This window comes from Pseudoalteromonas sp. SG44-17, assembly GCF_014164235.1.
Lineage (GTDB): Bacteria > Pseudomonadota > Gammaproteobacteria > Enterobacterales > Alteromonadaceae > Pseudoalteromonas > Pseudoalteromonas rhizosphaerae.
This window is the reverse complement of the sequence record NZ_JACJEV010000004.1, coordinates 258861-278790: the sequence shown is the minus strand read 5'-3', so window position 1 is coordinate 278790 and position 19930 is coordinate 258861. Positions and strand designations below refer to the sequence as shown.

21 protein-coding genes, 2 tRNA genes and 1 riboswitch are annotated in these 19930 nt (G+C 41.7%); of the genes, 16 read left to right on the top strand and 7 right to left on the bottom strand.

Annotated features, from left to right (window positions below; all coding sequences use genetic code 11):
* Positions 1-2: 2 nt before the first annotated feature.
* Positions 3-683 carry a Fe2+-dependent dioxygenase gene (locus H5182_RS05400; RefSeq protein WP_145234605.1) on the top strand — a complete coding sequence of 227 codons (681 nt, stop codon included), beginning with the start codon at positions 3-5 and terminating at the stop codon, positions 681-683.
* Between the two features lie 134 nt (positions 684-817).
* On the opposite strand, the gene H5182_RS05395 is transcribed toward H5182_RS05400, so the two are convergent.
* Together H5182_RS05395 and galE are read right to left on the bottom strand one after the other, a co-directional pair.
* A complete protein-coding gene (locus H5182_RS05395) occupies positions 818-1654 on the bottom strand; it encodes a DUF417 family protein (protein WP_182759648.1) in 837 nt (278 codons plus the stop codon).
* A gap of 105 nt (positions 1655-1759) precedes the next feature.
* Positions 1760-2773, bottom strand: coding sequence for a UDP-glucose 4-epimerase GalE (galE, locus tag H5182_RS05390; RefSeq protein WP_145234609.1), 1014 nt, complete (start codon positions 2771-2773; stop codon positions 1760-1762).
* A gap of 248 nt (positions 2774-3021) precedes the next feature.
* On the opposite strand from galE, the gene H5182_RS05385 reads away from it, so the two are divergent.
* Positions 3022-3519, top strand: a complete 498-nt coding sequence (locus H5182_RS05385; protein ID WP_145234611.1) for a DUF3016 domain-containing protein — start codon at positions 3022-3024, stop codon at positions 3517-3519.
* A gap of 45 nt (positions 3520-3564) precedes the next feature.
* Here H5182_RS05385 and H5182_RS05380 read toward each other — a convergent pair whose 3' ends face one another.
* Complete coding sequence (locus H5182_RS05380) at positions 3565-3855, bottom strand: prephenate dehydrogenase (RefSeq protein ID WP_145234613.1); 291 nt, start codon at positions 3853-3855, stop codon at positions 3565-3567.
* A 71-nt stretch (positions 3856-3926) separates the two neighbouring features.
* Here H5182_RS05380 and H5182_RS05375 point away from each other — a divergent pair, with 71 nt between their 5' ends.
* The gene (locus tag H5182_RS05375) at positions 3927-4136 is read left to right on the top strand and encodes a hypothetical protein (protein ID WP_145234615.1); all 210 of its coding nucleotides are present in this window, start codon (positions 3927-3929) and stop codon (positions 4134-4136) included.
* Positions 4137-4145: 9 nt separating this feature from the next.
* Here the strand turns inward: H5182_RS05375 and epmB are convergent, their stop codons facing one another.
* Positions 4146-5159, bottom strand: a complete 1014-nt coding sequence (gene epmB / locus H5182_RS05370) for an EF-P beta-lysylation protein EpmB (protein ID WP_182735674.1) — start codon at positions 5157-5159, stop codon at positions 4146-4148.
* A gap of 40 nt (positions 5160-5199) precedes the next feature.
* Here epmB and efp point away from each other — a divergent pair, with 40 nt between their 5' ends.
* Both efp and epmA read left to right on the top strand, forming a co-directional pair.
* Positions 5200-5766 (top strand): elongation factor P, encoded by a 567-nt coding sequence (gene efp / locus H5182_RS05365; RefSeq protein ID WP_145234620.1) that lies wholly within the window; start codon positions 5200-5202, stop codon positions 5764-5766.
* Between the two features lie 55 nt (positions 5767-5821).
* Positions 5822-6796 (top strand): elongation factor P--(R)-beta-lysine ligase, encoded by a 975-nt coding sequence (epmA, locus tag H5182_RS05360; RefSeq protein ID WP_182759647.1) that lies wholly within the window; start codon positions 5822-5824, stop codon positions 6794-6796.
* Between the two features lie 78 nt (positions 6797-6874).
* Here the strand turns inward: epmA and H5182_RS05355 are convergent, their stop codons facing one another.
* Entirely contained in the window at positions 6875-8968 is a 2094-nt protein-coding gene (locus H5182_RS05355; RefSeq protein ID WP_182759646.1) for a TonB-dependent receptor, read from the bottom strand.
* 120 nt (positions 8969-9088) lie between these two features.
* Here H5182_RS05355 and H5182_RS05350 point away from each other — a divergent pair, with 120 nt between their 5' ends.
* The 8 genes from H5182_RS05350 (at position 9089) to H5182_RS05315 (ending at position 16737) form a co-directional block, all read left to right on the top strand.
* Positions 9089-9484, top strand: coding sequence for a thioesterase family protein (locus tag H5182_RS05350; RefSeq protein WP_182759645.1), 396 nt, complete (start codon positions 9089-9091; stop codon positions 9482-9484).
* A gap of 124 nt (positions 9485-9608) precedes the next feature.
* The gene (locus tag H5182_RS05345; protein WP_310736655.1) at positions 9609-10010 is read left to right on the top strand and encodes an META domain-containing protein; all 402 of its coding nucleotides are present in this window, start codon (positions 9609-9611) and stop codon (positions 10008-10010) included.
* 55 nt (positions 10011-10065) lie between these two features.
* Positions 10066-10177: riboswitch (TPP riboswitch) on the top strand.
* 168 nt (positions 10178-10345) lie between these two features.
* Entirely contained in the window at positions 10346-12298 is a 1953-nt protein-coding gene (thiC, locus tag H5182_RS05340; RefSeq protein WP_220493106.1) for a phosphomethylpyrimidine synthase ThiC, read from the top strand.
* Between the two features lie 85 nt (positions 12299-12383).
* The gene (locus H5182_RS05335) at positions 12384-13385 is read left to right on the top strand and encodes an FAD-dependent oxidoreductase (protein ID WP_182759644.1); all 1002 of its coding nucleotides are present in this window, start codon (positions 12384-12386) and stop codon (positions 13383-13385) included.
* Between the two features lie 20 nt (positions 13386-13405).
* Positions 13406-13603: a sulfur carrier protein ThiS gene (gene thiS, locus H5182_RS05330; RefSeq protein ID WP_145234634.1), complete on the top strand. Its 198-nt coding sequence runs from the start codon at positions 13406-13408 to the stop codon at positions 13601-13603.
* Between the two features lies 1 nt (position 13604).
* Positions 13605-14402 carry a thiazole synthase gene (locus H5182_RS05325; protein WP_182735672.1) on the top strand — a complete coding sequence of 266 codons (798 nt, stop codon included), beginning with the start codon at positions 13605-13607 and terminating at the stop codon, positions 14400-14402.
* A gap of 33 nt (positions 14403-14435) precedes the next feature.
* Positions 14436-15971 carry a thiamine phosphate synthase gene (gene thiE / locus H5182_RS05320; protein ID WP_182759643.1) on the top strand — a complete coding sequence of 512 codons (1536 nt, stop codon included), beginning with the start codon at positions 14436-14438 and terminating at the stop codon, positions 15969-15971.
* Positions 15964-16737 (top strand): HesA/MoeB/ThiF family protein, encoded by a 774-nt coding sequence (locus tag H5182_RS05315; RefSeq protein ID WP_182732512.1) that lies wholly within the window; start codon positions 15964-15966, stop codon positions 16735-16737. Before thiE ends, H5182_RS05315 begins: the two co-directional genes overlap by 8 nt.
* A gap of 93 nt (positions 16738-16830) precedes the next feature.
* Here the strand turns inward: H5182_RS05315 and asd are convergent, their stop codons facing one another.
* Entirely contained in the window at positions 16831-17697 is an 867-nt protein-coding gene (gene asd, locus H5182_RS05310) for an archaetidylserine decarboxylase (protein WP_182759642.1), read from the bottom strand.
* Positions 17698-17715: 18 nt separating this feature from the next.
* On the bottom strand, positions 17716-18774 hold the full coding sequence (gene rsgA, locus H5182_RS05305; RefSeq protein ID WP_145234644.1) for a small ribosomal subunit biogenesis GTPase RsgA: 1059 nt from the start codon (positions 18772-18774) through the stop codon (positions 17716-17718).
* A gap of 121 nt (positions 18775-18895) precedes the next feature.
* Here rsgA and orn point away from each other — a divergent pair, with 121 nt between their 5' ends.
* The 3 genes from orn (at position 18896) to H5182_RS05290 (ending at position 19922) form a co-directional block, all read left to right on the top strand.
* Entirely contained in the window at positions 18896-19441 is a 546-nt protein-coding gene (gene orn, locus H5182_RS05300) for an oligoribonuclease (protein ID WP_145234646.1), read from the top strand.
* A gap of 169 nt (positions 19442-19610) precedes the next feature.
* Positions 19611-19686, top strand: a tRNA-Gly gene (locus tag H5182_RS05295).
* A gap of 160 nt (positions 19687-19846) precedes the next feature.
* Positions 19847-19922, top strand: a tRNA-Gly gene (locus H5182_RS05290).
* Positions 19923-19930: the final 8 nt, after the last annotated feature.

The following is a 19930-nucleotide window of genomic DNA, read 5'->3' as shown; positions in this document are numbered from 1 at the left end:
CCATGCTATTAAAAATACCAGACTTGCTCAGTGCTGATGAAGTCGCTTATTGCCGTAATGTTTTATTGGCCGCGCAATGGACTGATGGCAGTGTTACCGCAGGTTATCAATCAACTAAGACCAAAAATAACTTACAATTACCTGAGCAAAGCGCTGCAGCCAAAGAGCTCGGTGATATAGTTATGGGCGCTCTGGCTCGCAGTGATCTATTTATGTCAGGGGCGTTGCCTGCAAAAATTTTTCCACCTTTATTTAACTGTTACCAAGGTGGCCAATCGTTTGGTATTCATGTTGATAATGCGATTCGACAAGTACCTGGCACACCAGTGAAAATTCGTACGGATTTATCAATGACGTTATTTTTGAGCGAACCAGAAGACTATGATGGTGGCGAACTCGTTATTGAAGATACTTATGGCTCTCACATAGTAAAACTCCCTGCAGGTAGTATGGTGTTGTATCCATCAACCAGTTTACATAAAGTCACTCCCGTAACTCGGGGGCGACGTTTAGCTTCATTTTTTTGGTTGCAGAGCATGGTTAATAGCGATGAAAAGCGTGGTTTGCTATTTGAGTTGGATATGTCGATTCAAAGCTTGCGCGAAAAAGTCAGCGATAGCCCTGAGATTGTTAGGTTAACTGGTGTGTATCATAATTTATTAAGGCAATGGGCACAGACGTAAACAGGTTGTAGTGATGTGTATTTAAACTCAAAATATAAAAGTATATATTTATAAGGCGCTACCACGATTGGTTAAGTGATAGCGCTTTTTAGATCTTACAATGCACATTATTAAATATGTTATTGAAATAGTAGTTAATTAAGACTTTTTTTTGCAAAGCTAACAATTACCAGTAAATTTGCGATAAACCATAAGTCTTTAATAACAAAAAGGCCTAATCTTGCAAGTAGTGTTGAGCTGTCAAAAGCTCCTTCAGCTGAGAATAAAAATGTCTGCGTCATTAAAAATACGGCACTGCAGCCAAGAGCCGCAACATAAATGGCTAATGGATGCTTTTTAATGATAGCCAAAGCGAGTGCTAAAGCAAAAAAGATGTCGTACGCACCAATTAGATTAGACGCTGTTTGCACTGAAAATAAGGTATATAACCAAGACATAAAAATAGAGGTTGATACCAGTGATATAATTCCATTTGCTTCAAACTCGTAAAATTTCATACCACCAATCCAAATAAGCACTAATGCAACAGGAAAGAAGTTCAAAATTACCATGCCTTGAGCTGACAAGCGCTGCGGTTTATAAAGGTAAATAGCGAGAGAAACAAGTGCGGTGTACTTAATTATACCTTGCCCAGAGCCTATAATTGGGAAGCCACCTAAGTCAGTCATCCAGCGGCTTTCACTTAATAAGGTAACAAGCGGTATAACGGCAAGAGTGATCAGGCTAACAAAAGCAGGGGTCTGAAAACTTGATTGTTTTAAACTTAAAATAATAAATAAAGCGGTTACTAAAAAAGCCACTCCAGCGAGTATTGATTGCCCAGTTTCAGGGATTACATTGGCTAATTGATAAAAATTGAAAATAGCATGCACATTATTTACCCCTGCTCCTAATAAGAGGCTAAGACCCAATAGCGATAAGCTAATAATTAGCAGTGAATGAATACTGTAACGAGTATAGGTTGGTTGCATTTTTGATAGGTGATTAAATATAGATACTGTAAAAGAGTGGTAAACGAGACTTTTTATTTCAAAAAATATAAAAAAACCAGCTTATTGAAGCTGGTTTAAGTTTTGCTATTTATACCCATTTGGGTTGTTACTTTGCCAACGCCACGTATCTTTCATCATCACATCGATACCACGCTCTGCTTGCCAATCAAGTTCACTAAGAGCTTTTTCAGGCGCTGCATAACAAGCTGCAATATCACCTGGGCGACGAGGTGATACCTGATACGGAATATCTTTACCACAGGCTTTGCTAAATGCGTTGAGCATTTGTAGCACCGAATAACCATTACCGGTGCCAAGATTGTAAACATGGGCACCGGTATCTTGGTTTATTTTATTAAGTGCCTTTAAATGACCAAGCGCTAAGTCAACAACATGGATGTAATCACGCACACCAGTACCATCAACCGTATCATAGTCATCGCCGAAGATACCCAGCTGCTTTAATTTACCCACTGCCACTTGCGCTATGTAAGGTAATAAGTTGTTTGGAATACCATTGGGATCTTCACCAATTAGGCCTGACTCGTGCGCACCTACGGGATTAAAGTAACGCAAAATTGCAAATGCAAAGCGCTCATCTGATTTAGCGATGTCTTGTAACATCATTTCAACCATCAGTTTTGATGTGCCGTATGGATTAGTAGTGCCACCTACCGGGAAATCTTCTTGAATTGGTAGGCTTGCTGGATCACCATATACTGTTGCCGATGAGCTAAATACGAGTTTAAACACACCTGCATCGCGCATAGCATCAACGAGAGTCAGCGTACCTTGCACGTTATTTTGGTAATACTCAATGGGTTTCACCATTGATTCACCTACAGCCTTTAAACCGGCAAAATGAATAACACTCTCAATCTTATGTTTTGCAAAAACGCTGGCCAAAAATGTTTTATCAAGGATGTCACCTTGATAAAAGTTTACAGTTTTACCAGTGATTTTTTTTACACGCTCAAGTGATTCCACACTCGAGTTGCTTAAATTATCAATGATAACAACATCATTATCTTGTTGTAATAATTCAACAACAGTGTGTGAGCCTATGTATCCCGCGCCACCTGTTACTAAAATTGTCATGAAATCTCCATATATAAGGTGAAGGTGTATAGTTGTAATTTCATCATAAATAGCACTTCAATACATGCTTTATCTGATCTTTTTGTTGTTCCATGATGTTACGGTATCAATTAATCATAGTTAACTGGTGTCTGGTTACATATTTTACATAAATGATAACAATGAGACTAAATAGTATTAAGCTATAGTTAAGTTGTTAGTGCTATTATTTCAACTATATTAGCCCAAGGGCATTTTGGAGATAGACAATGAATACATTTAAAAAAGTAGCGATGGCTATGTTAGTTGTACTGCCTGTATTTGCTCAAGCAGGAGAAGCTGTCGTAAAATGGCAAGACTTCAATGACTACCGTGATGTACGTCCTTCAAATGAACCTAAAGGCTCATACCATAAACATGTAGCGAGCAGTTTTGAAAAGCACTTTAATAAACTGGCAGAAAAGTTGCCTGAAGGGTATAAGTTTAATGTTGAAGTGACTGAGCTGGATTTAGCCGGTGATGTACGCTTTGGCGGTATGAATGATTTACGTATTGTAAAACCAATTTATTTTCCACGCATTGAGTTTCAATATTCGGTTACTGATAAAGACGGTAACGTGATTAGTCAAAGCGATAAAGTCGAATTAAAAGATATGGGCTTTATGGATAAAATTAAAATGGGCCGTGATGAACAGTTTTACTATGATAAACGTTTGATCACTGATTGGTTTGATAAAGAATTACTGCCAGTTGTTACCCCAAGCTAAATTAAGAGTAAAAAGCGCTACAGTTTAATGATAGCGCTTTTATAGTTACTTGAACGTTGCGAGTAATTGCAGTAACTGTTGTAATTTAATAACAGTGGTTTTTAGCTTTTCTTCACTAAAACCTTCTGAACTTAAGCTTTCTACATCTGCAGCTACATCTAATACATAAGGTTTGAAGCGTTTTGCTTCAAAGGTAAAACCAGCATCGGCAGGAAATAACGCTGTAAATTTACCTAAGCCTTGTTGTTGCAACTCATCTAATTTTTTATCTGCGTCAAGAGACTGGCGATAAACAATTTTTAAGTTGGCATTGAGTTGTTCAATAATTGAATCCATTTTTTTCCTAAAGCTTTAGACCGCAATGCCGATATAATACGGGTAATAAGCTAAAAAGTCAGGTATGAGCTATGAATATATCAGGTGGAAATCTACCGGCCATGAGTGGCGCGGGTCAAAGTGGCGAAGTATACAGCGCAGCATTGGCAAAAAAACAGCAAAAAGCGGATGGTGCAGCAGCACTGGCACTTATTGAAGGTGCCGCTAGTTCGAGCGCTGCACAAACGCCAGCAAAATCAGTTACAGCTTCGCTTGGCAATAACGTTAACGTATACGTTTAAGTCTTGTGTTTATAAAAGCTTGAGGTCAATCGGCGTTTTACTTTTTTGACCGCCGATTTCGCGCATCAGCTTTGGTACTAAAAATCCTGGCAATGCGATAAGCATTTCGGCCATGATTTTGCGTGCCTGTGATTCGTCGATATCAAAATGACTCGCTCCTTCAACTTTATCAAGTAAATATAAATAATAAGGAAGTACGTCGGCATCAAATAACGCTTCGCTTAATGCGACTTGCGCTTCGCTGGTATCATTTACATCTTTTAATAGCACCGCTTGATTGAGCAATGTGACACCTACCTTTTTGAGTTTTTGCATTGCCACTTTAAAATCATCATCAATCTCGTTGCCATGGTTAATGTGATTAATAAACACAATTTTAAGTGGAGACTTTGCAAAACGTTCGCACAATTGGTCAGTAATGCGAGATGGGATCACCACCGGTAGGCGGCTATGAATTCGCATTCGTTTAATTTGTGGTAATTGTTCAAGCTCATCCATAAACCAACTAATTGCGTCGTCTTTGGCCATTAACGGATCACCACCACTTAAAATCACCTCGTTAATATTAGCATCCGATTTTATGTAATCGAGCGCTGCAATTAAGCTGCGTTTATTTAGCTGATTTTCTTGGTATGGAAAATGGCGACGAAAGCAATAACGGCAATTAACGGCGCAACCAGTTTTAAACATCACTAAAACTCGGGATTTATATTTGTGTAATAATCCTGGTTGAGCGTTGTTTTGCTCTTTTAATGGATCTTTATCAAAACCTGTTTTAGCGATAAACTCTTGGTGGCGCGGCATGACTTGCAGCAGTAATGGGTCATTAATATCGCCATAACGCATTTTTTTGATAAAAGGCACAGGCACACGTACCGGGAAAAGAGCTCGTGCTTTGAGGTCTTTTTCGTCGGCCATGCTTGATAAACCTAGCATTTCTAGCAAGGTGCGTGGGCAAGTAACAACATTAGCTAATTCTTTTTGCCAGTTTATATGCAAATTTGCTTCATTTCTTTGTATCATTGGTAGGTAGATTACTCGAAATTATTAGATAGAGGAAACGATGGCGAATTATAGCACCAACGAGTTCAAGGGCGGCCTAAAAATTATGATGGACGGCGAGCCTTGCAGTATTTTAGAAAATGAAATGGTAAAACCTGGTAAAGGCCAAGCGTTTAACCGTGTTCGTATTCGTAAACTTATCTCTGGCAAAGTACTTGAAAAAACTTTTAAATCAGGTGAGTCAGTAGAGGGTGCTGATGTAATGGATACCGATCTTGCGTATCTTTACACTGATGGTGAGTTTTGGCATTTCATGAATAACGAAACATTTGAACAAATCGCAGCTGATGAAAAAGCGCTTGGCGATGCTGGTAAATGGTTAGTTGAAAATGATGTATGTACTATTACTTTGTGGAACGGCAATCCAATAGCTGTTGCACCACCTAACTTTGTAGAGCTTGAGATCACTGAAACAGATCCTGGTCTTAAAGGCGACACAGCAGGTACTGGTGGTAAGCCAGCAACGCTAAGTACTGGTGCTGTTGTGCGTGTACCATTATTCGTACAAATCGGTGAAGTAATTAAAGTCGACACCCGTAACGGCGAATATGTAAGCCGTGTTAAGTAACTTTAATATAGCTTAATAAATCCCAGCTTAAGCTGGGATTTTTTTTGGAGAAAATATGTCAGCAGATCTTTGGCAACCAAGCGCACAAGTAAATACTTTGGCACAACGAGCCGCAATTTTACGCACTATTCGGGAATTCTTTTACCAACGCCACGTTATGGAAGTTGATACGCCTAGTTTAAGTGCAGCGAGTGTTACTGATGTTCATTTAGCGAGTTTTAAAACGCAGTTTATTGGCCCCGGTTTCGCTAAAGGCTTACCGCTTTACTTACAAACATCACCAGAATTTGCCATGAAGCGATTATTGGCAGCCGGCAGTGGTGCTATTTACCAAATTTGTAAGGCATTTCGTAACGAAGAGGCGGGCAGCCATCATAATCCTGAGTTTACTATGTTGGAATGGTATCGCCCTGGGTTTGATGAGTTTGCGCTGATGGATGAAATTGATGAATTAATGCAGCTTATCTTAAATGTTCCACCTGCAGAGCGTTTAACCTATCAAGATGCTTTTACCCAAGCATTAGGACTTGATCCGCTCAGTGCCACTATTGAACAGTTACAAACACTTGCCTGTGAACAGGGGTTTGCTGATATCGCTAAGCATGAAACCCACCGTGATACGTTACTACAATTATTATTTTGTATGAAAGTTGAGCCAACAATTGGCCAACAAAAACCTTGTTTTATTTATCATTTTCCTGCATCGCAAGCCGCACTGGCGAGTATTTGTGAGCATGATATTAGAGTCGCTGGGCGGTTTGAGCTTTATTATCAGAACATGGAGCTGGCGAATGGTTTTAATGAGCTCACCAATGCACAGGAGCAAGCTAAACGTTTTACTGAAGATAATGCATACCGCAAAGCGAATAACTTAACACAAGTGCCTATGGACACCCGTTTAATCGCCGCTCTTGAGCATGGTTTACCACAATGCGCAGGAGTAGCATTAGGGGTTGATAGGTTAGTGATGTTAGCAACGCAAAAAAACACCATAAAAGAAGTCATCGCGTTTGATGTAGGTAGGGCTTAAAAGGCTCAAGATTCAAGGTTAAGAAAAGGTAAAAGTAATCTAGCTTTTACCTTTTAACTTATCCCTTGAAACTCGTTTTTATAACTCGTAGATAAATGTGACGCCGGCAACCATTGGTTCGCCAAGCTGAGTGTATGTGTGAGTTGCATACCCTTCGCGTGGATCGTTACCAAATTCAAAACCACGTGTAGGTACTTCTTCATCAAATACGTTACGTGCCCAAGCGCGAATTGACCATTGCTCAGCCTCGTAACCAGTAGTTAAATTAACTAAATTAATGTTCGGTGCCTGCGAGTTGTGGCTATCTGAGAAGTAATAATTATCTTTACCTTCAATGCCGATTGTAGCAAATAACTCATCAGTAAAGTTATAGCGAGCCGTGAATGCATACTGGTATTTAGGCGCTTGTGATTGCTCGCGACCATCTTGATCTAGACCAGATTGAGCGACAAAGTCATTGATTTTAGTATGTAAATAACCAGCGCTACCGGTGAAAAATAAGTCATCAGTTAATTGGTAACTGCCTTCAATTTCAAGGCCGTAATTCTCTCCAGAGCTGGCGTTATCAATATAACCAGTAAACTTTTGGTCTTCCACTTTCCAGGCTTTTAACTGCATATCTTCGCGATACATATAAAAGGCCGCTAAGCGCAGAATAAATTTTTCATCTAAAGAGCTACCTTTAACGCCAAATTCACCACTCCATAGGTACTCTGGTGCGAAACTAGTGTGGTTTTTAAAGAAATCAGCATCAAGGTTTAAACCGTCATCTTTCGCTTTGGCGAGTGCTTCAGAGTTAATCCCTCCTGCTTTATAACCACGAGTTAGGCTGGTATAAATCATGGTACGGTCAATGACTTGATACTCAAGGGCAAGTTTACCACCGACCATCACATCATCAGTACTTTCAATAAAACCATTATTATCGGTGTAATCACCTTGGTATTGCTCAACGCGTAAGCCTGTTATTAAGGTGGTTTTATTACCAATCGGCGTTGCTAGTTGGCCGTAAATTGCGGTATTACTAGTTTCATAAGTTGAAGCGAATGGAGCTGCAAGCCAAGTGTATTGGCGTTCTAAATCAACATTACGGGCTTGATAATAAAGTCCCGTAACCCAGTTACCACCTTTGCCATTAAATTGCAGTTCAGCAGCCTGGTCTTGACGATCTCGAAAGTAGCTATCGGTTGAGCTATAACCATCGGGGTGTAGTCCTGCACCGCATAACTGCGGCTTATTAATATCGTTACATACCCAGTCTTCATCAAAGCTATAAACTAAATCACTATCAATACCTGATAAGTTTAAACTGACATCAAACCAATCAAAGCCAGTGTAGATGTTGGCAAGACCTACCGCGATACTTTCTTGGTTATCTTGGCCTGGGTGATCGGCTACACTATTACGGCTATTATCAAGCGTAAATGCATCATAGCCGTTATTGATATCAATATAATGAACGCTTAATTCAGTGCGAAGATGATCTGTAAGTTGGCTGTGTAGTTTAAAACGACTAACCAGTTCATCTTGCTGTTGTGTTGACTCGTTTAAATATAGGTTATCAACATAACCATCAGACTCACGTTGATAAATACTAGCGCGCACTGCGGTGCTGTCTGTAATACCAATACCTGCGGCAACACCCGCTTCATAACTGTTGTAGTTACCTGCGCCTAGCTGCACTTTGACGCTTGGATCAAAAGTTGGATCGGCTGATTCCATTTGGATCATACCAGCCATACCATCAGCACCAAAGCGAGTACCTTGCGGACCGCGATAAATCTCAACTTGGTTTACATCAAACAGTAATGAACTACCACCTAAGCCGGAATAATTAATGCCATCAATCACTAAGCCAACAGAAGGGTTAATAGGGTCAACAAATTGTGAGCGTAAACCAACCCCTCGAATTTGGATGTAACGGCCACGAGAAGCACCAGCGGTAAAATTTACGTTGGCAGCACTGGCAAGCATTTCGTCTAGAAAACTAGCACCTCGGTCATTAATTTCGCGTTCGCTAAATAAACTGGCACTGGCACTAAGGGTTTGAATGCTTTCTTTTTGAAAGTCTACGGTGACGAGTATTTTTTCAAGTTCAGTATCTTCAGCAAAAGCTGGGGCGCTTATCAAAGGTAAAAGCGCGGCAGTAATTAAAGACAGGCGTAATTTCATTCTATTACTTAACTCCATTTTAAGGACTTGCATGATAGCAACTATTCTCATTAAAGTCGTGATACCAGTTATATTTATGTGCTATAAACGCGCACAGTATACATAATAAGGAATACAAATATGACCTTTAAAGTTGACTTTAAAGTACGCGACTACGAATGCGATTTACAAGGCATTGTAAATAATAGTGTGTATTTTAATTACCTAGAGCATGCGCGCCATGAGTTTTTGCATGCGAATGGGGTTGATTTTGCTCAGCTTACTCGCGATAAAATTAATTTAGTCGTAATGCGTAGCGAGATGGATTATAAGCAATCACTAATGCCCGGAGATGAGTTTTATGTCGCTGTAGAGCCTGAGCGTATTAGTCGCTTAAAGTTTGGCTTTCGACAAACAGTGGTAAGAAAGCATGATGAAAAAGTGATGTTAAAGGCACTGGTGATTGGCACCGCGGTGAATGAGCTAGGTCGGCCATTTTTGCCCAAGCAAGTTGATCTACTATTTAAGCCTGAGTAATTTTCCGGTGCCACCTTTTTTACTATCTTAGAACATTTTTTTACATTAAAAACATGCATTATTAACGGTATAAACTGTTATTTATTGTTATCATGTTGCAATTGAGTTTTAGGTTAGTAATTACATGAAATTAGCAGCAATCCCGATGCTTATAATCGGTTTATGTATTGGCTGCTCATCGACAGGGACAGTCACCAGTGAGCAATTAAAATACACTAAGTGGCAACTATCACGGGTTGATGGTTTAGCGATCCCTGCATCATATTCAGCATCATTAAGTTTTATTGAAGCCCTGCAAGTCAATGGTTTTGCCGGTTGTAATAAATTTTTTGGTGAGGGTCAGCTTAATGATAACCATTTAACTGTGAATAAATTAGGCATGACCCGTAAATCATGCGGAGATGAGTTGGACGAGTTTGAACTGCAGTTTTTAAATGCGTTAAAGCAAGGTGTGCCACTGCAAATTCAAGATCAGCAATTGGTTTTAAATGGCGAGCAAACATTTGCGTTTATTCCTGCAAGTTGATCTCTTGCAGGCTCGCAATATCTAACGTACACTCGTTAGCGAACAATATATAGAATTTTACTTGTCGGAGTGCCTTGAGTTTTTAACTTAAAGGCTGAGATCGCGAAAGCGGGATCCGTGAACCTGATCAGGCTAACACCTGCGTAGGGAACAAGCTGCCTAAAACGGGTGCTTGTGCGCCAGTTTTGGGCATAAGCACTGTGGCTGCCAAGGTTGGTAGTGCTTTTTTGTAACACCAATCTACGATCCATGTAGCATTTGCTACTCTCTATTGCGTTGCTTTTTATCGCACAGCAGTATCTGACAAGACAACCCTTTTAGCAATGAGGTAAGTCATGTCAAACACATCAAATAAACCGTCTCGCCGCGAAACTCGTGCGGCTGCATCAGATTATATTTATAACCTTACAGGGCAACCATTTCCAAGCTCACACAAAGTTTATGTACAAGGTACGCAAGATAATGTGCGTGTTGGTATGCGTGAAATTACTTTGAGTGATACCTTTATCGGTGGCACCGATGAAAACCCAGTGTACGAATCAAATGCACCACTGCGTGTTTATGATACGTCAGGCCCATACACAGATCCTGATTTTACTCTAGATGTTCGTAAAGGGCTGGATAAGTACCGCGAACAGTGGATTGAAAGCCGTGGAGATACTGAAATTTTAGGCTCAGTCAGCTCGCAGTTTTCTCAGCAACGCATGGCCGATGAAGGCCTTGATCATATTCGTTTTGAGCATCTCCCAAAAATTCGCCGCGCTAAAGCCGGTAAAAATGTCACGCAAATGCATTATGCTCGCCAAGGTATTATCACACCGGAAATGGAATATGTCGCAATTCGTGAAAACATGGGCCGTGCGCAACTTCAAAAAGAGTTATTAGCACAGCAGCACCAAGGCGAGTCGTTTGGTGCGAGTATCCCTGAGTTTATTACTCCTGAATTTGTGCGTGATGAAATTGCCCGTGGTCGTGCGATTTTACCTAACAACATTAATCACCCAGAAACCGAGCCGATGATTGTAGGGCGCAATTTTTTAGTGAAAGTGAACGCTAATATTGGCAACTCATCAGTTAGCTCATCTATTGAAGAAGAAGTTGAAAAAATGGTCTGGTCAACCCGCTGGGGCGCTGACACAGTTATGGATTTATCAACGGGTCGTTATATTCATGAAACTCGTGAATGGGTAGTACGTAACTCACCAGTGCCAATTGGTACAGTGCCTATTTATCAAGCGCTTGAAAAAGTAAATGGGGTTGCCGAAGATCTAACGTGGGAAATTTTCCGCGATACTCTAATTGAACAAGCCGAGCAGGGGGTGGATTACTTTACTATTCACGCTGGGGTGTTATTACGCTACGTTCCAATGACGGCAAAACGTGTCACTGGGATTGTGTCGCGCGGCGGTTCAATTATGGCGAAATGGTGTTTAGCGCATCATAAAGAAAACTTCCTTTATACTCATTTTGAAGATATTTGTGAGATTTTGAAACAGTACGATGTATGTTTCTCATTAGGAGATGGCCTGCGTCCTGGTTCAATTGCAGATGCCAACGATGACGCGCAATTTAGTGAACTGCGTACGTTAGGTGAGCTGACCAAAATCGCGTGGAAACACGATGTACAAGTGTTTATTGAAGGTCCAGGGCATGTGCCAATGCATATGATCAAAGCCAATATGGAAGAGCAGCTTAAGCATTGCGACGAAGCACCTTTTTACACCCTTGGCCCGCTGACAACTGACATCGCCCCAGGCTATGACCATATCACCTCTGGTATTGGGGCTGCGCAAATTGCATGGTATGGCTGTGCAATGCTGTGTTATGTCACACCAAAAGAGCATTTAGGTTTACCAAATAAAGAAGACGTTAAAGAAGGGCTGATCACCTATAAAATTGCCGCTCATGCCGCCGATTTAGCCAAAGGTCATCCCGGAGCGCAAGAGCGTGATAATGCGTTATCAAAAGCGCGTTTTGAGTTCCGCTGGCATGACCAATTTAATATTGGTTTAGACCCTGTTCGTGCTCGTGAATACCATGACGAAACACTGCCACAAGAATCTGGCAAAGTAGCGCATTTTTGCTCTATGTGTGGGCCAAAATTCTGCTCAATGAAAATCACCCAAGAAGTACGAGAATACGCTAAAGATCTAGAAGCCAGAGGCATAGATCCTAACAACGTAGGTGATGCTATTGAGATCAAAATGGTCGATGTTGAAGCCGAGATGCAAGCTAAATCAGCCGAATTTAAACAAAGCGGCTCAGAGATTTATCATAAAGCGGTTTAAAAACTAGTTAGCGAGTTAGAGAGTTGGCGAGTGAAAAGCTCGCTAACTTTACTCTTGTAGCTAGAAAACTGAATTAAGGATTCTCATGTCTTACAATATTGCGGTGGTGGGGTTTGGTTTAACGGGGCGTTTAACGGCGCTTGAGTTGAGTTTACAGCATCGGGTAACTGTTTATGAAGCGGGTGACGAACAAGCGCTTGATAGTGCAGGAAGAGTGGCAGCGGCGATGCTTGCACCACTGGCTGAATCTGTATTCTGCGAGCAAGACTTGGCCTTGATGGGGCTGGATTCAATAAAGCGTTGGCCGAGAATTTTAGCGCAACTTGATGAAGCGGTGTTTTTCCAACAGCAAGGCACACTTGTGGTTGCACACCAGCAAGATAAAGGTGACTTACAAAGTTTTATACTGCGTTTAAAGCCTTTAGCTGAACATCAAGGACATCAGTTAACAGGGGCACATATTGCTGAATTAGAGCCAGAGCTTACAGGGCGTTTTAACCAAGGTGTGTATTTACCTTGCGAAGGGCAAATTGATAATCAGGCTTTTTATCAAGCTAGTTTTAACACTCTAAAGCAGCGTAATGTGAGCTTTAAGTTTGCACAACAGGTTGATGTAACATCGCTAAATCTACAGCAATCGTTTGATTATATTATTGATTGCCGTGGCCTTGGCGCTAAAAGCGTAGCGTGTAAGCTACGCGGAGTGCGTGGTGAAGTAGTGCGTTTGTACGCCCCTGAGGTTAATTTAACGCGGCCAGTGCGGTTAATGCACCCGCGTTATCCTATTTATATTGCTCCGAAGCCAAATCATCAATACGTAATTGGCGCGACAGAAATTGAATCACAAGATAAGGGGGCTGCCACTGTGCGTTCGACTCTTGAGTTGTTGTCAGCAGCGTACACAGTACACAGTGGTTTTGCTGAGGCGCGAGTGTTGAATATTCAAACCGGCCTGCGTCCTGCATTTAGTGATAATCGCCCGCAGATTTCCCAGCAGCAAAATGTGATCAGCATTAATGGCTTATATCGTCATGGTTATTTACTCGCACCGAGTTTAGTGGCCGATGCCATTGCACGGATAAAATAAGGCTTATTATGAAAGTAAGTATGAAAATAACAATTAATGGTCAACATTTTGAGTTAGCAGATAACGCCAATATAGCCCAAGGTTTGACGCAGTTTGCAGCAAAAGAGCCTTTTGCAGTGGCGCTTAATGGTCAATTTATACCGCGTAGTCAATGTGATACTACCTTACTTAACGAAGGCGATAGCATTGAATTACTGTCACCGATCCAAGGTGGCTAATATGAGTAGCGTAATATCAGATAGTTTCAGTATTTATGGTGAGCAGATCACTAGTCGGTTATTAATTGGCTCAGCACTTTATCCATCACCTGCGGTTATGGCCGATTCGATTGTTGCCTCTGGCGCGCAGATTGTTACTGTGTCATTACGACGTCAACAAAGTGCCGCCGCAGGAGATGACTTTTGGCAATTGATCAAAGATACGGGCTTAAAAATTCTACCCAATACTGCAGGCTGTCACAGTGTCAATGAAGCAATTACACTGGCACAAATGTGCCGCGAAGTGTTTGCTACCGATTGGATAAAACTTGAGTTGATTGGTGATGATTATAACCTGCAACCAGATCCATTTGCATTACTGGAAGCGACACAGATTTTATTAGCCGAAGGCTTTAAAGTATTACCTTATTGTACTGACGACTTAGTGTTATGTCAGCGTTTAGCTGATGCAGGGTGTGAAGTACTGATGCCGTGGGGAGCGCCTATTGGCACAGGTAAGGGCTTGTTAAATAAATATAACTTAAAAACTATTCGGGAGCGCCTACCCGATATCACATTGATTGTTGATGCTGGCCTTGGCTTACCATCACACGCCTGCCAAGCGCTTGAATTAGGTTATGATGCGGTGTTATTGAATTCGGCTATTGCAGGGGCGGGCTGCCCTGTTACCATGAGTCATGCATTTAAAGCAGCCGTTGATGCGGGTCGTTTTGCTTACCGAGCAAAGGCGATGCCAGAAAAAGACGTCGCTGCGCCATCTACGCCCACTATGGGTATGCCATTTTGGCATCAACAGTAATAAATGAAGCAAAAAATTAGGAAATACGTAACTATGAATCATGTTGTTTGGACAATTGCTGGCTCTGACTCTGGTGGTGGTGCAGGTATTCAGGCGGATATTAAAGCGATGCAAAGTTTTGGCGTCCATGGTTGTACAGCGATCACCGCATTGACTGCGCAAAACAGCCTAGGCGTTGAAGCACTTAACCCGATTTCAACCGATGTTATTGAGTCGCAATTACTCGCCCTTGAAAGCGACATGAAAGCCCGTGTTATTAAAATTGGTATGCTTGCCAATGTGCAGCAAATTCAATTGATCAGTGAGCATCTAAAACATTATAAAGCCACTTGGCCGGTTGCGCCTTTGGTTGTATATGATCCGGTGGCCATTGCTAGCAGTGGTGACTTACTGACAGAAGAAGATACCGTTAGCGCAATTAAAGAATGCTTATTGCCGCTGGTGGATGTGATCACTCCGAATACCCATGAAACGCAGTTGCTCACTGGGATATATTTAATTGGTCCCAGTGCGGTGATCGAGGCTGCGGCTAAGCTGCAAAGCTGGGGCGCAAAAGCGGTGCTGATCAAAGGTGGCCATTGGGATTATCCAAGCGGATATTGCATTGATTACTGCAGTGATGCCAGCTCTTATGGCAGTAATGAATATTGGCTTGGTAACGAAAAAATTCAAACGCCGCACAGCCATGGTACCGGTTGTAGTATGGCGTCAGTGATTGCAGCGTGTTTAGCGAAAGGTTACCCGCTTAAAGATGCCTTTATTTTAGCCAAAGCCTATATAAATCAAGGCTTAAAAGCTGCGGTTCGTTATGGTGAAGGAATTGGCCCTGTGGCACAAACGAGCTTTCCCGATAATCTTGATGATTACCCACAAGTCATTGAAGCGGGCAGTTGGCTGGGTGATGAGCTGGATTTTGAACAACCAAACGAATTTATTATGGCGGCAGGTTTTACTGAGTGTGAAAACAAACAGCTTGGTTTATATGCGGTGGTTGATAGTCTCGATTGGTTAGAAAAGTGCTTAGCGCAAGGCGTTAAAACTGTACAACTTAGAATGAAAAACGCCAGCGAAGAAGAGCTTGAACACGCTATTGCTGCGGCGGTCACACTTGGTAAAAAGTACGATGGCAATGTGTATATCAACGATCATTGGCAGCTGGCAATCAAACATGGCGCTTATGGTGTGCATTTAGGTCAAGAAGATTTACTTGAGGCTAATCTGGTGGCCATTAAAGAGTCGGGCATGCGTTTGGGGATTTCGACCCATGGTTTTTATGAAATGCTGCGCGCTCATAATTACCGCCCGAGTTATATGGCGTTTGGCGCTATTTACCCAACCACGACCAAAGATATGACAGGGCAAATTCAAGGGCTTGAAAAGTTAAAGCATTTTGTGCCGTTAATGAGTGATTACCCAACGGTAGCTATTGGTGGCATTGATTTATCACGAGCGGGCGAGGTTGCTGCAACCGGTGTTGGCAGTGTAGCTGTTGTTAGGGCTATTAGTGAAGCAAGTGACTATCAACAGGCGATTGCCGATTTACAAATGGCTATTAATAGCAATGAGTGAGGCAATAAAAGGATCTTTATCTGACAAAGAGCAGTTACGTTACAGTCGTCATTTAATGCTTAAAGAAGTCGGCTTTGAAGGGCAGTTAAAGCTCAAAGCCGCTCACGTTGTGGTAATTGGAGCGGGGGGGTTAGGCAGCCCCGCATTACTGTATTTAGCTGCGGCTGGCATTGGCGAATTAAGCTTGTTAGATGATGATAAGGTTGAGCTTTCAAATTTACAGCGCCAAGTGCTCTATAAAGTAAATCATTTAGGGCAAGATAAGGTCAGCGCTGCGGGCAAAGTATTAAGCAGCTTAAATAATCAAATCAAGATCAACACAGTAAGTGCAAAACTAACCACTGAAAATGCTGAACAAGTTTTTACTGGCGCAACCTTAGTACTTGATTGCAGCGATAACTTCAGCACTCGCTATGTAGTAAACCAGCAATGCTTGGCACTGGGTATTCCACTGGTGTCGGGGGCGGCAATAGCGAGTGAAGGGCAGCTGATGTGTTTTGATTTTCGCCAGCCACAGAGCCCTTGTTACGGGTGTATATTTGGAGCACAACCGCAACAGCAAGCGCTTAATTGCAGTAACGCGGGCGTGCTTAGTCCGTTGTTAGGTGTTATTGGCTCGATGCAAGCACTGTTGGCAGTTAATATCTTGCTGGGCCATCATCAAGGCAGTCAGTTTATTCGTTTTGATGGGCTAAGTTTAGCGCAGCAGCAGTTTAAATTAACTAAAGCGCCCGAATGTACTGAGTGTGCAGGGGAAAGAGCTTAAATAAAAAACGCGGCATGACTGCATTAGTCGGTCCGCGTTTTTAATTAAAATGATTTATAACTTAATTATTAATTAGGTATTAATCATCAATCATCAATCATCAACTTTAGCAAACGGTGTGCCCATGCGAGTCACTGTGCCTGGTTTTTGATCATCAAAGATATCTGCTTTACTAGCACCCCAGGCTAAAATAACCGTGGAGCCTAATTTAAAGCGACCCATCTCTTCACCCTTTTTCAAGGTAATTGCATTTTCACCTGAGGTTTTGTAGTTCCAGCTAAATACATCTTTACCTGCTGGTGGTGTAACTGTACCGGCCCAAATAGTTTCGATACTGGCAACAATTGTTGCACCCACTAATACCATAGCAAGCGGGCCAATTTCAGTCTCAAAAATGGCTACTACGCGTTCGTTACGAGCGAATAGATTAGGTACATTTTGCGCGGTAAGTGGGTTTACTGAAAATAAATCACCGGGGACGTAAATCATTTTACTCAAGGTGCCATCAATCGGCATATGAATACGATGATAATCTTTTGGCGCTAAGTAAATCGTTGCAAAGTCGCCGCCTAAAAATGGCGCTGTATCTTGCTCTGAGCCGCCAAGTAAAGCTTGTAAGCTATAGTTGTGATTTTTAGCTTGAATAAGCTGGCCTTCAACAATTGGGCCTAATTGACTGATGGCACCATCTACAGGGTGAGTAATGATGTCATCTTCAGTGGTTAATGGCCGAACGCCTTCTTTTAAAGGACGAGTAAAAAACTCATTAAACGTTTTATAGTGAGCTGGGTCGCTATATTGCGCTTCATTCATATCAATTTTATATTGTTTAATAAACAATTTAATTAAAGTAGTTGTTAGTGCACCTGCTTTAGCTGCAGCTAACTTGCCTACCATACGGGATACAAAATGTTTTGGCATTGCGTACTGCATTGCGATTTTGAATTTGTCTAAACTCACAAGTTTTTTCCTAAAAAATTATACGCGTGGAGCACGAGCACCCGCTCGGCCATCGGCCATTGTTTCTAAAATTCTATGGTAGCTATCAAAACGTAGCTGTGAAATATCACCATCATCGATTGCTTGGCGAATTATACAGCCTGGATCATTTAAATGTTTACAGTCTCTAAAGCGGCAACCGCCAATAAACTTGCGAAACTCTTTAAAGCACCAAGTAACACGCTCTACATCTAAGTGCCACAAGCCAAATTCACGAATACCAGGGGAATCAATTAAGTTACCGCCTGAAGGTAAGTGATGAAGTCGTGACACAGTTGTTGTGTGTTGGCCAAGGCCACTATTTTCAGAGACCTCTTTGGTCAGTATTTCGGCATCAGGTAAAACAGTGTTAACTAAAGTTGATTTCCCCACACCACTTTGACCAACAAAAATACTATTTTTATCAATTAAGGTTTCTTTGAGTGCATCAATACCGTAACCGGTTTTATTACTTACTAGTAATACTTGATAATCAAGTGACCTATAAATATCCAAAATTTTGTTGATGTTAGCAAGCCCAGGCTCATCAATTAAATCTATTTTATTGAGCACTAAAATAGGCTCAATGCCCATATCTTCGCAGGCAATTAAATAGCGGTCGATAATACTGGGGGTAAACTCTGGTAGTACCGCAGAGACCATCAAAATCTGGTCAATGTTGGCGGCTATGACTTTTACACCGTCGTAAAAATCAGGGCGAGTAAGTTGCGAGCGCCGTTCATGCATCGCTTCTATAACGCCAGCTAAATCACCTTCGCTGACTTTTGCGCGGCGAAATTGCACTTCGTCTCCGCAAACAATACCTTTAACGGTACGGCGAATATTGCAGCGCAAAACATCTCCGTTATCAGTTTCAATATCGGCATGTTGACCAAACCGACTGATCACCACGGCATTTTCAGGCGCACCTAAATTGTCAGTTTGCCATTGCTCAACCTTGTTAGTGGTTGGCGCAGAATCTGCATTAGACAAGCGTTTTTGGTGATTGGCCTTAATCCTACGGGATTGACCTTTACTTAATTTCTTCTGTTTTGCCACTTTTGGCCCATAACTTAGTTAAATGTCGTGCTTTTTGAAAAAAAAGCTTTAGGTCGACTGATGATACTAATATGATATATCTAAATGCGTTAGATCTAAAGGAAAGCACCGCAAGGTAATTATGTCTTTTCATAAATCAAATCTGATTTGGCTCGACCTCGAAATGACAGGTCTTGAACCAAGTACAGACAAAATACTCGAAATCGCCACGGTTGTCACCGACAGTGCGTTAAACATCTTGGCTGAAGGGCCAACTATTGCTATTCATCAAAGTGATGAATTGCTTGATGGTATGGATGAATGGTGTACTAAGCAACATGGTCAGTCAGGGTTAACTGCACGCTGTAAAGCGAGCACATTCACAGAGCAAGATGCTGTTGAACAAACTTTGGCATTTTTAAAGCAGTGGGTTCCTGCAGGCGCTTCGCCTATGTGTGGTAATTCAATAGGCCAAGATAGACGCTTTATGAATAAATATATGCGTGAACTGGAAGATTACTTCCACTATCGTAATTTAGACGTAAGCACTATCAAAGAACTAGCAAGACGCTGGAAACCAGAAGTTTTAGCACAAGTGCACAAAAAAGGTTCACACCTTGCTCTTGATGATATCAAAGATTCCATCATGGAATTAAAAGTCTACCAAGAAAAATTCTTTAATTTGTAAAAAACACTTGCAAACACATCGGATTATTGTAGAATCCTGCCCCGCTTAAGACGATAACCCCCGCGGGGTTAGTGTGCTTGAGCATTTTGAATGCGGCACTAGTTCAGTTGCCGGAACGTTCACCGCGACCTGTCGCGGACCAACGGAAAAATTACTGACTATTTTGAATGCGGCACTAGCTCAGTTGGTAGAGCGCGACCTTGCCAAGGTCGAGGTCACGAGTTCGAGCCTCGTGTGCCGCTCCAATTTCTCACCAAAGAAATTGCAGCAAGTTTCAAATTAAAAGCTATAAACTTTTTTAGAACCTATAACCTAAAAATTATAATGCGGCACTAGCTCAGTTGCCAGAACGTTTTACCGCGACTTGTCGCGCACCAACGGACAAATTACTGACTATTTTGAAATGCGGCACTAGCTCAGTTGGTAGAGCGCGACCTTGCCAAGGTCGAGGTCACGAGTTCGAGCCTCGTGTGCCGCTCCAATTTCTAA

Bases quoted from the DNA above. Each gene is read 5' to 3' on its own strand.
- H5182_RS05400 (WP_145234605.1), top strand. From the start codon at position 3: ATGCTATTAAAAATACCAGACTTGCTCAGTGCTGATGAAGTCGCTTAT.
- H5182_RS05395 (WP_182759648.1), bottom strand. From the start codon at position 1,654: ATGCAACCAACCTATACTCGTTACAGTATTCATTCACTGCTAATTATT.
- galE (WP_145234609.1), bottom strand. From the start codon at position 2,773: ATGACAATTTTAGTAACAGGTGGCGCGGGATACATAGGCTCACACACT.
- H5182_RS05385 (WP_145234611.1), top strand. From the start codon at position 3,022: ATGAATACATTTAAAAAAGTAGCGATGGCTATGTTAGTTGTACTGCCT.
- H5182_RS05380 (WP_145234613.1), bottom strand. From the start codon at position 3,855: ATGGATTCAATTATTGAACAACTCAATGCCAACTTAAAAATTGTTTAT.
- H5182_RS05375 (WP_145234615.1), top strand. From the start codon at position 3,927: ATGAATATATCAGGTGGAAATCTACCGGCCATGAGTGGCGCGGGTCAA.
- epmB (WP_182735674.1), bottom strand. From the start codon at position 5,159: ATGATACAAAGAAATGAAGCAAATTTGCATATAAACTGGCAAAAAGAA.
- efp (WP_145234620.1), top strand. From the start codon at position 5,200: ATGGCGAATTATAGCACCAACGAGTTCAAGGGCGGCCTAAAAATTATG.
- epmA (WP_182759647.1), top strand. From the start codon at position 5,822: ATGTCAGCAGATCTTTGGCAACCAAGCGCACAAGTAAATACTTTGGCA.
- H5182_RS05355 (WP_182759646.1), bottom strand. From the start codon at position 8,968: ATGAAATTACGCCTGTCTTTAATTACTGCCGCGCTTTTACCTTTGATA.
- H5182_RS05350 (WP_182759645.1), top strand. From the start codon at position 9,089: ATGACCTTTAAAGTTGACTTTAAAGTACGCGACTACGAATGCGATTTA.
- H5182_RS05345 (WP_310736655.1), top strand. From the start codon at position 9,609: ATGAAATTAGCAGCAATCCCGATGCTTATAATCGGTTTATGTATTGGC.
- thiC (WP_220493106.1), top strand. From the start codon at position 10,346: ATGTCAAACACATCAAATAAACCGTCTCGCCGCGAAACTCGTGCGGCT.
- H5182_RS05335 (WP_182759644.1), top strand. From the start codon at position 12,384: ATGTCTTACAATATTGCGGTGGTGGGGTTTGGTTTAACGGGGCGTTTA.
- thiS (WP_145234634.1), top strand. From the start codon at position 13,406: ATGAAAATAACAATTAATGGTCAACATTTTGAGTTAGCAGATAACGCC.
- H5182_RS05325 (WP_182735672.1), top strand. From the start codon at position 13,605: ATGAGTAGCGTAATATCAGATAGTTTCAGTATTTATGGTGAGCAGATC.
- thiE (WP_182759643.1), top strand. From the start codon at position 14,436: ATGAATCATGTTGTTTGGACAATTGCTGGCTCTGACTCTGGTGGTGGT.
- H5182_RS05315 (WP_182732512.1), top strand. From the start codon at position 15,964: ATGAGTGAGGCAATAAAAGGATCTTTATCTGACAAAGAGCAGTTACGT.
- orn (WP_145234646.1), top strand. From the start codon at position 18,896: ATGTCTTTTCATAAATCAAATCTGATTTGGCTCGACCTCGAAATGACA.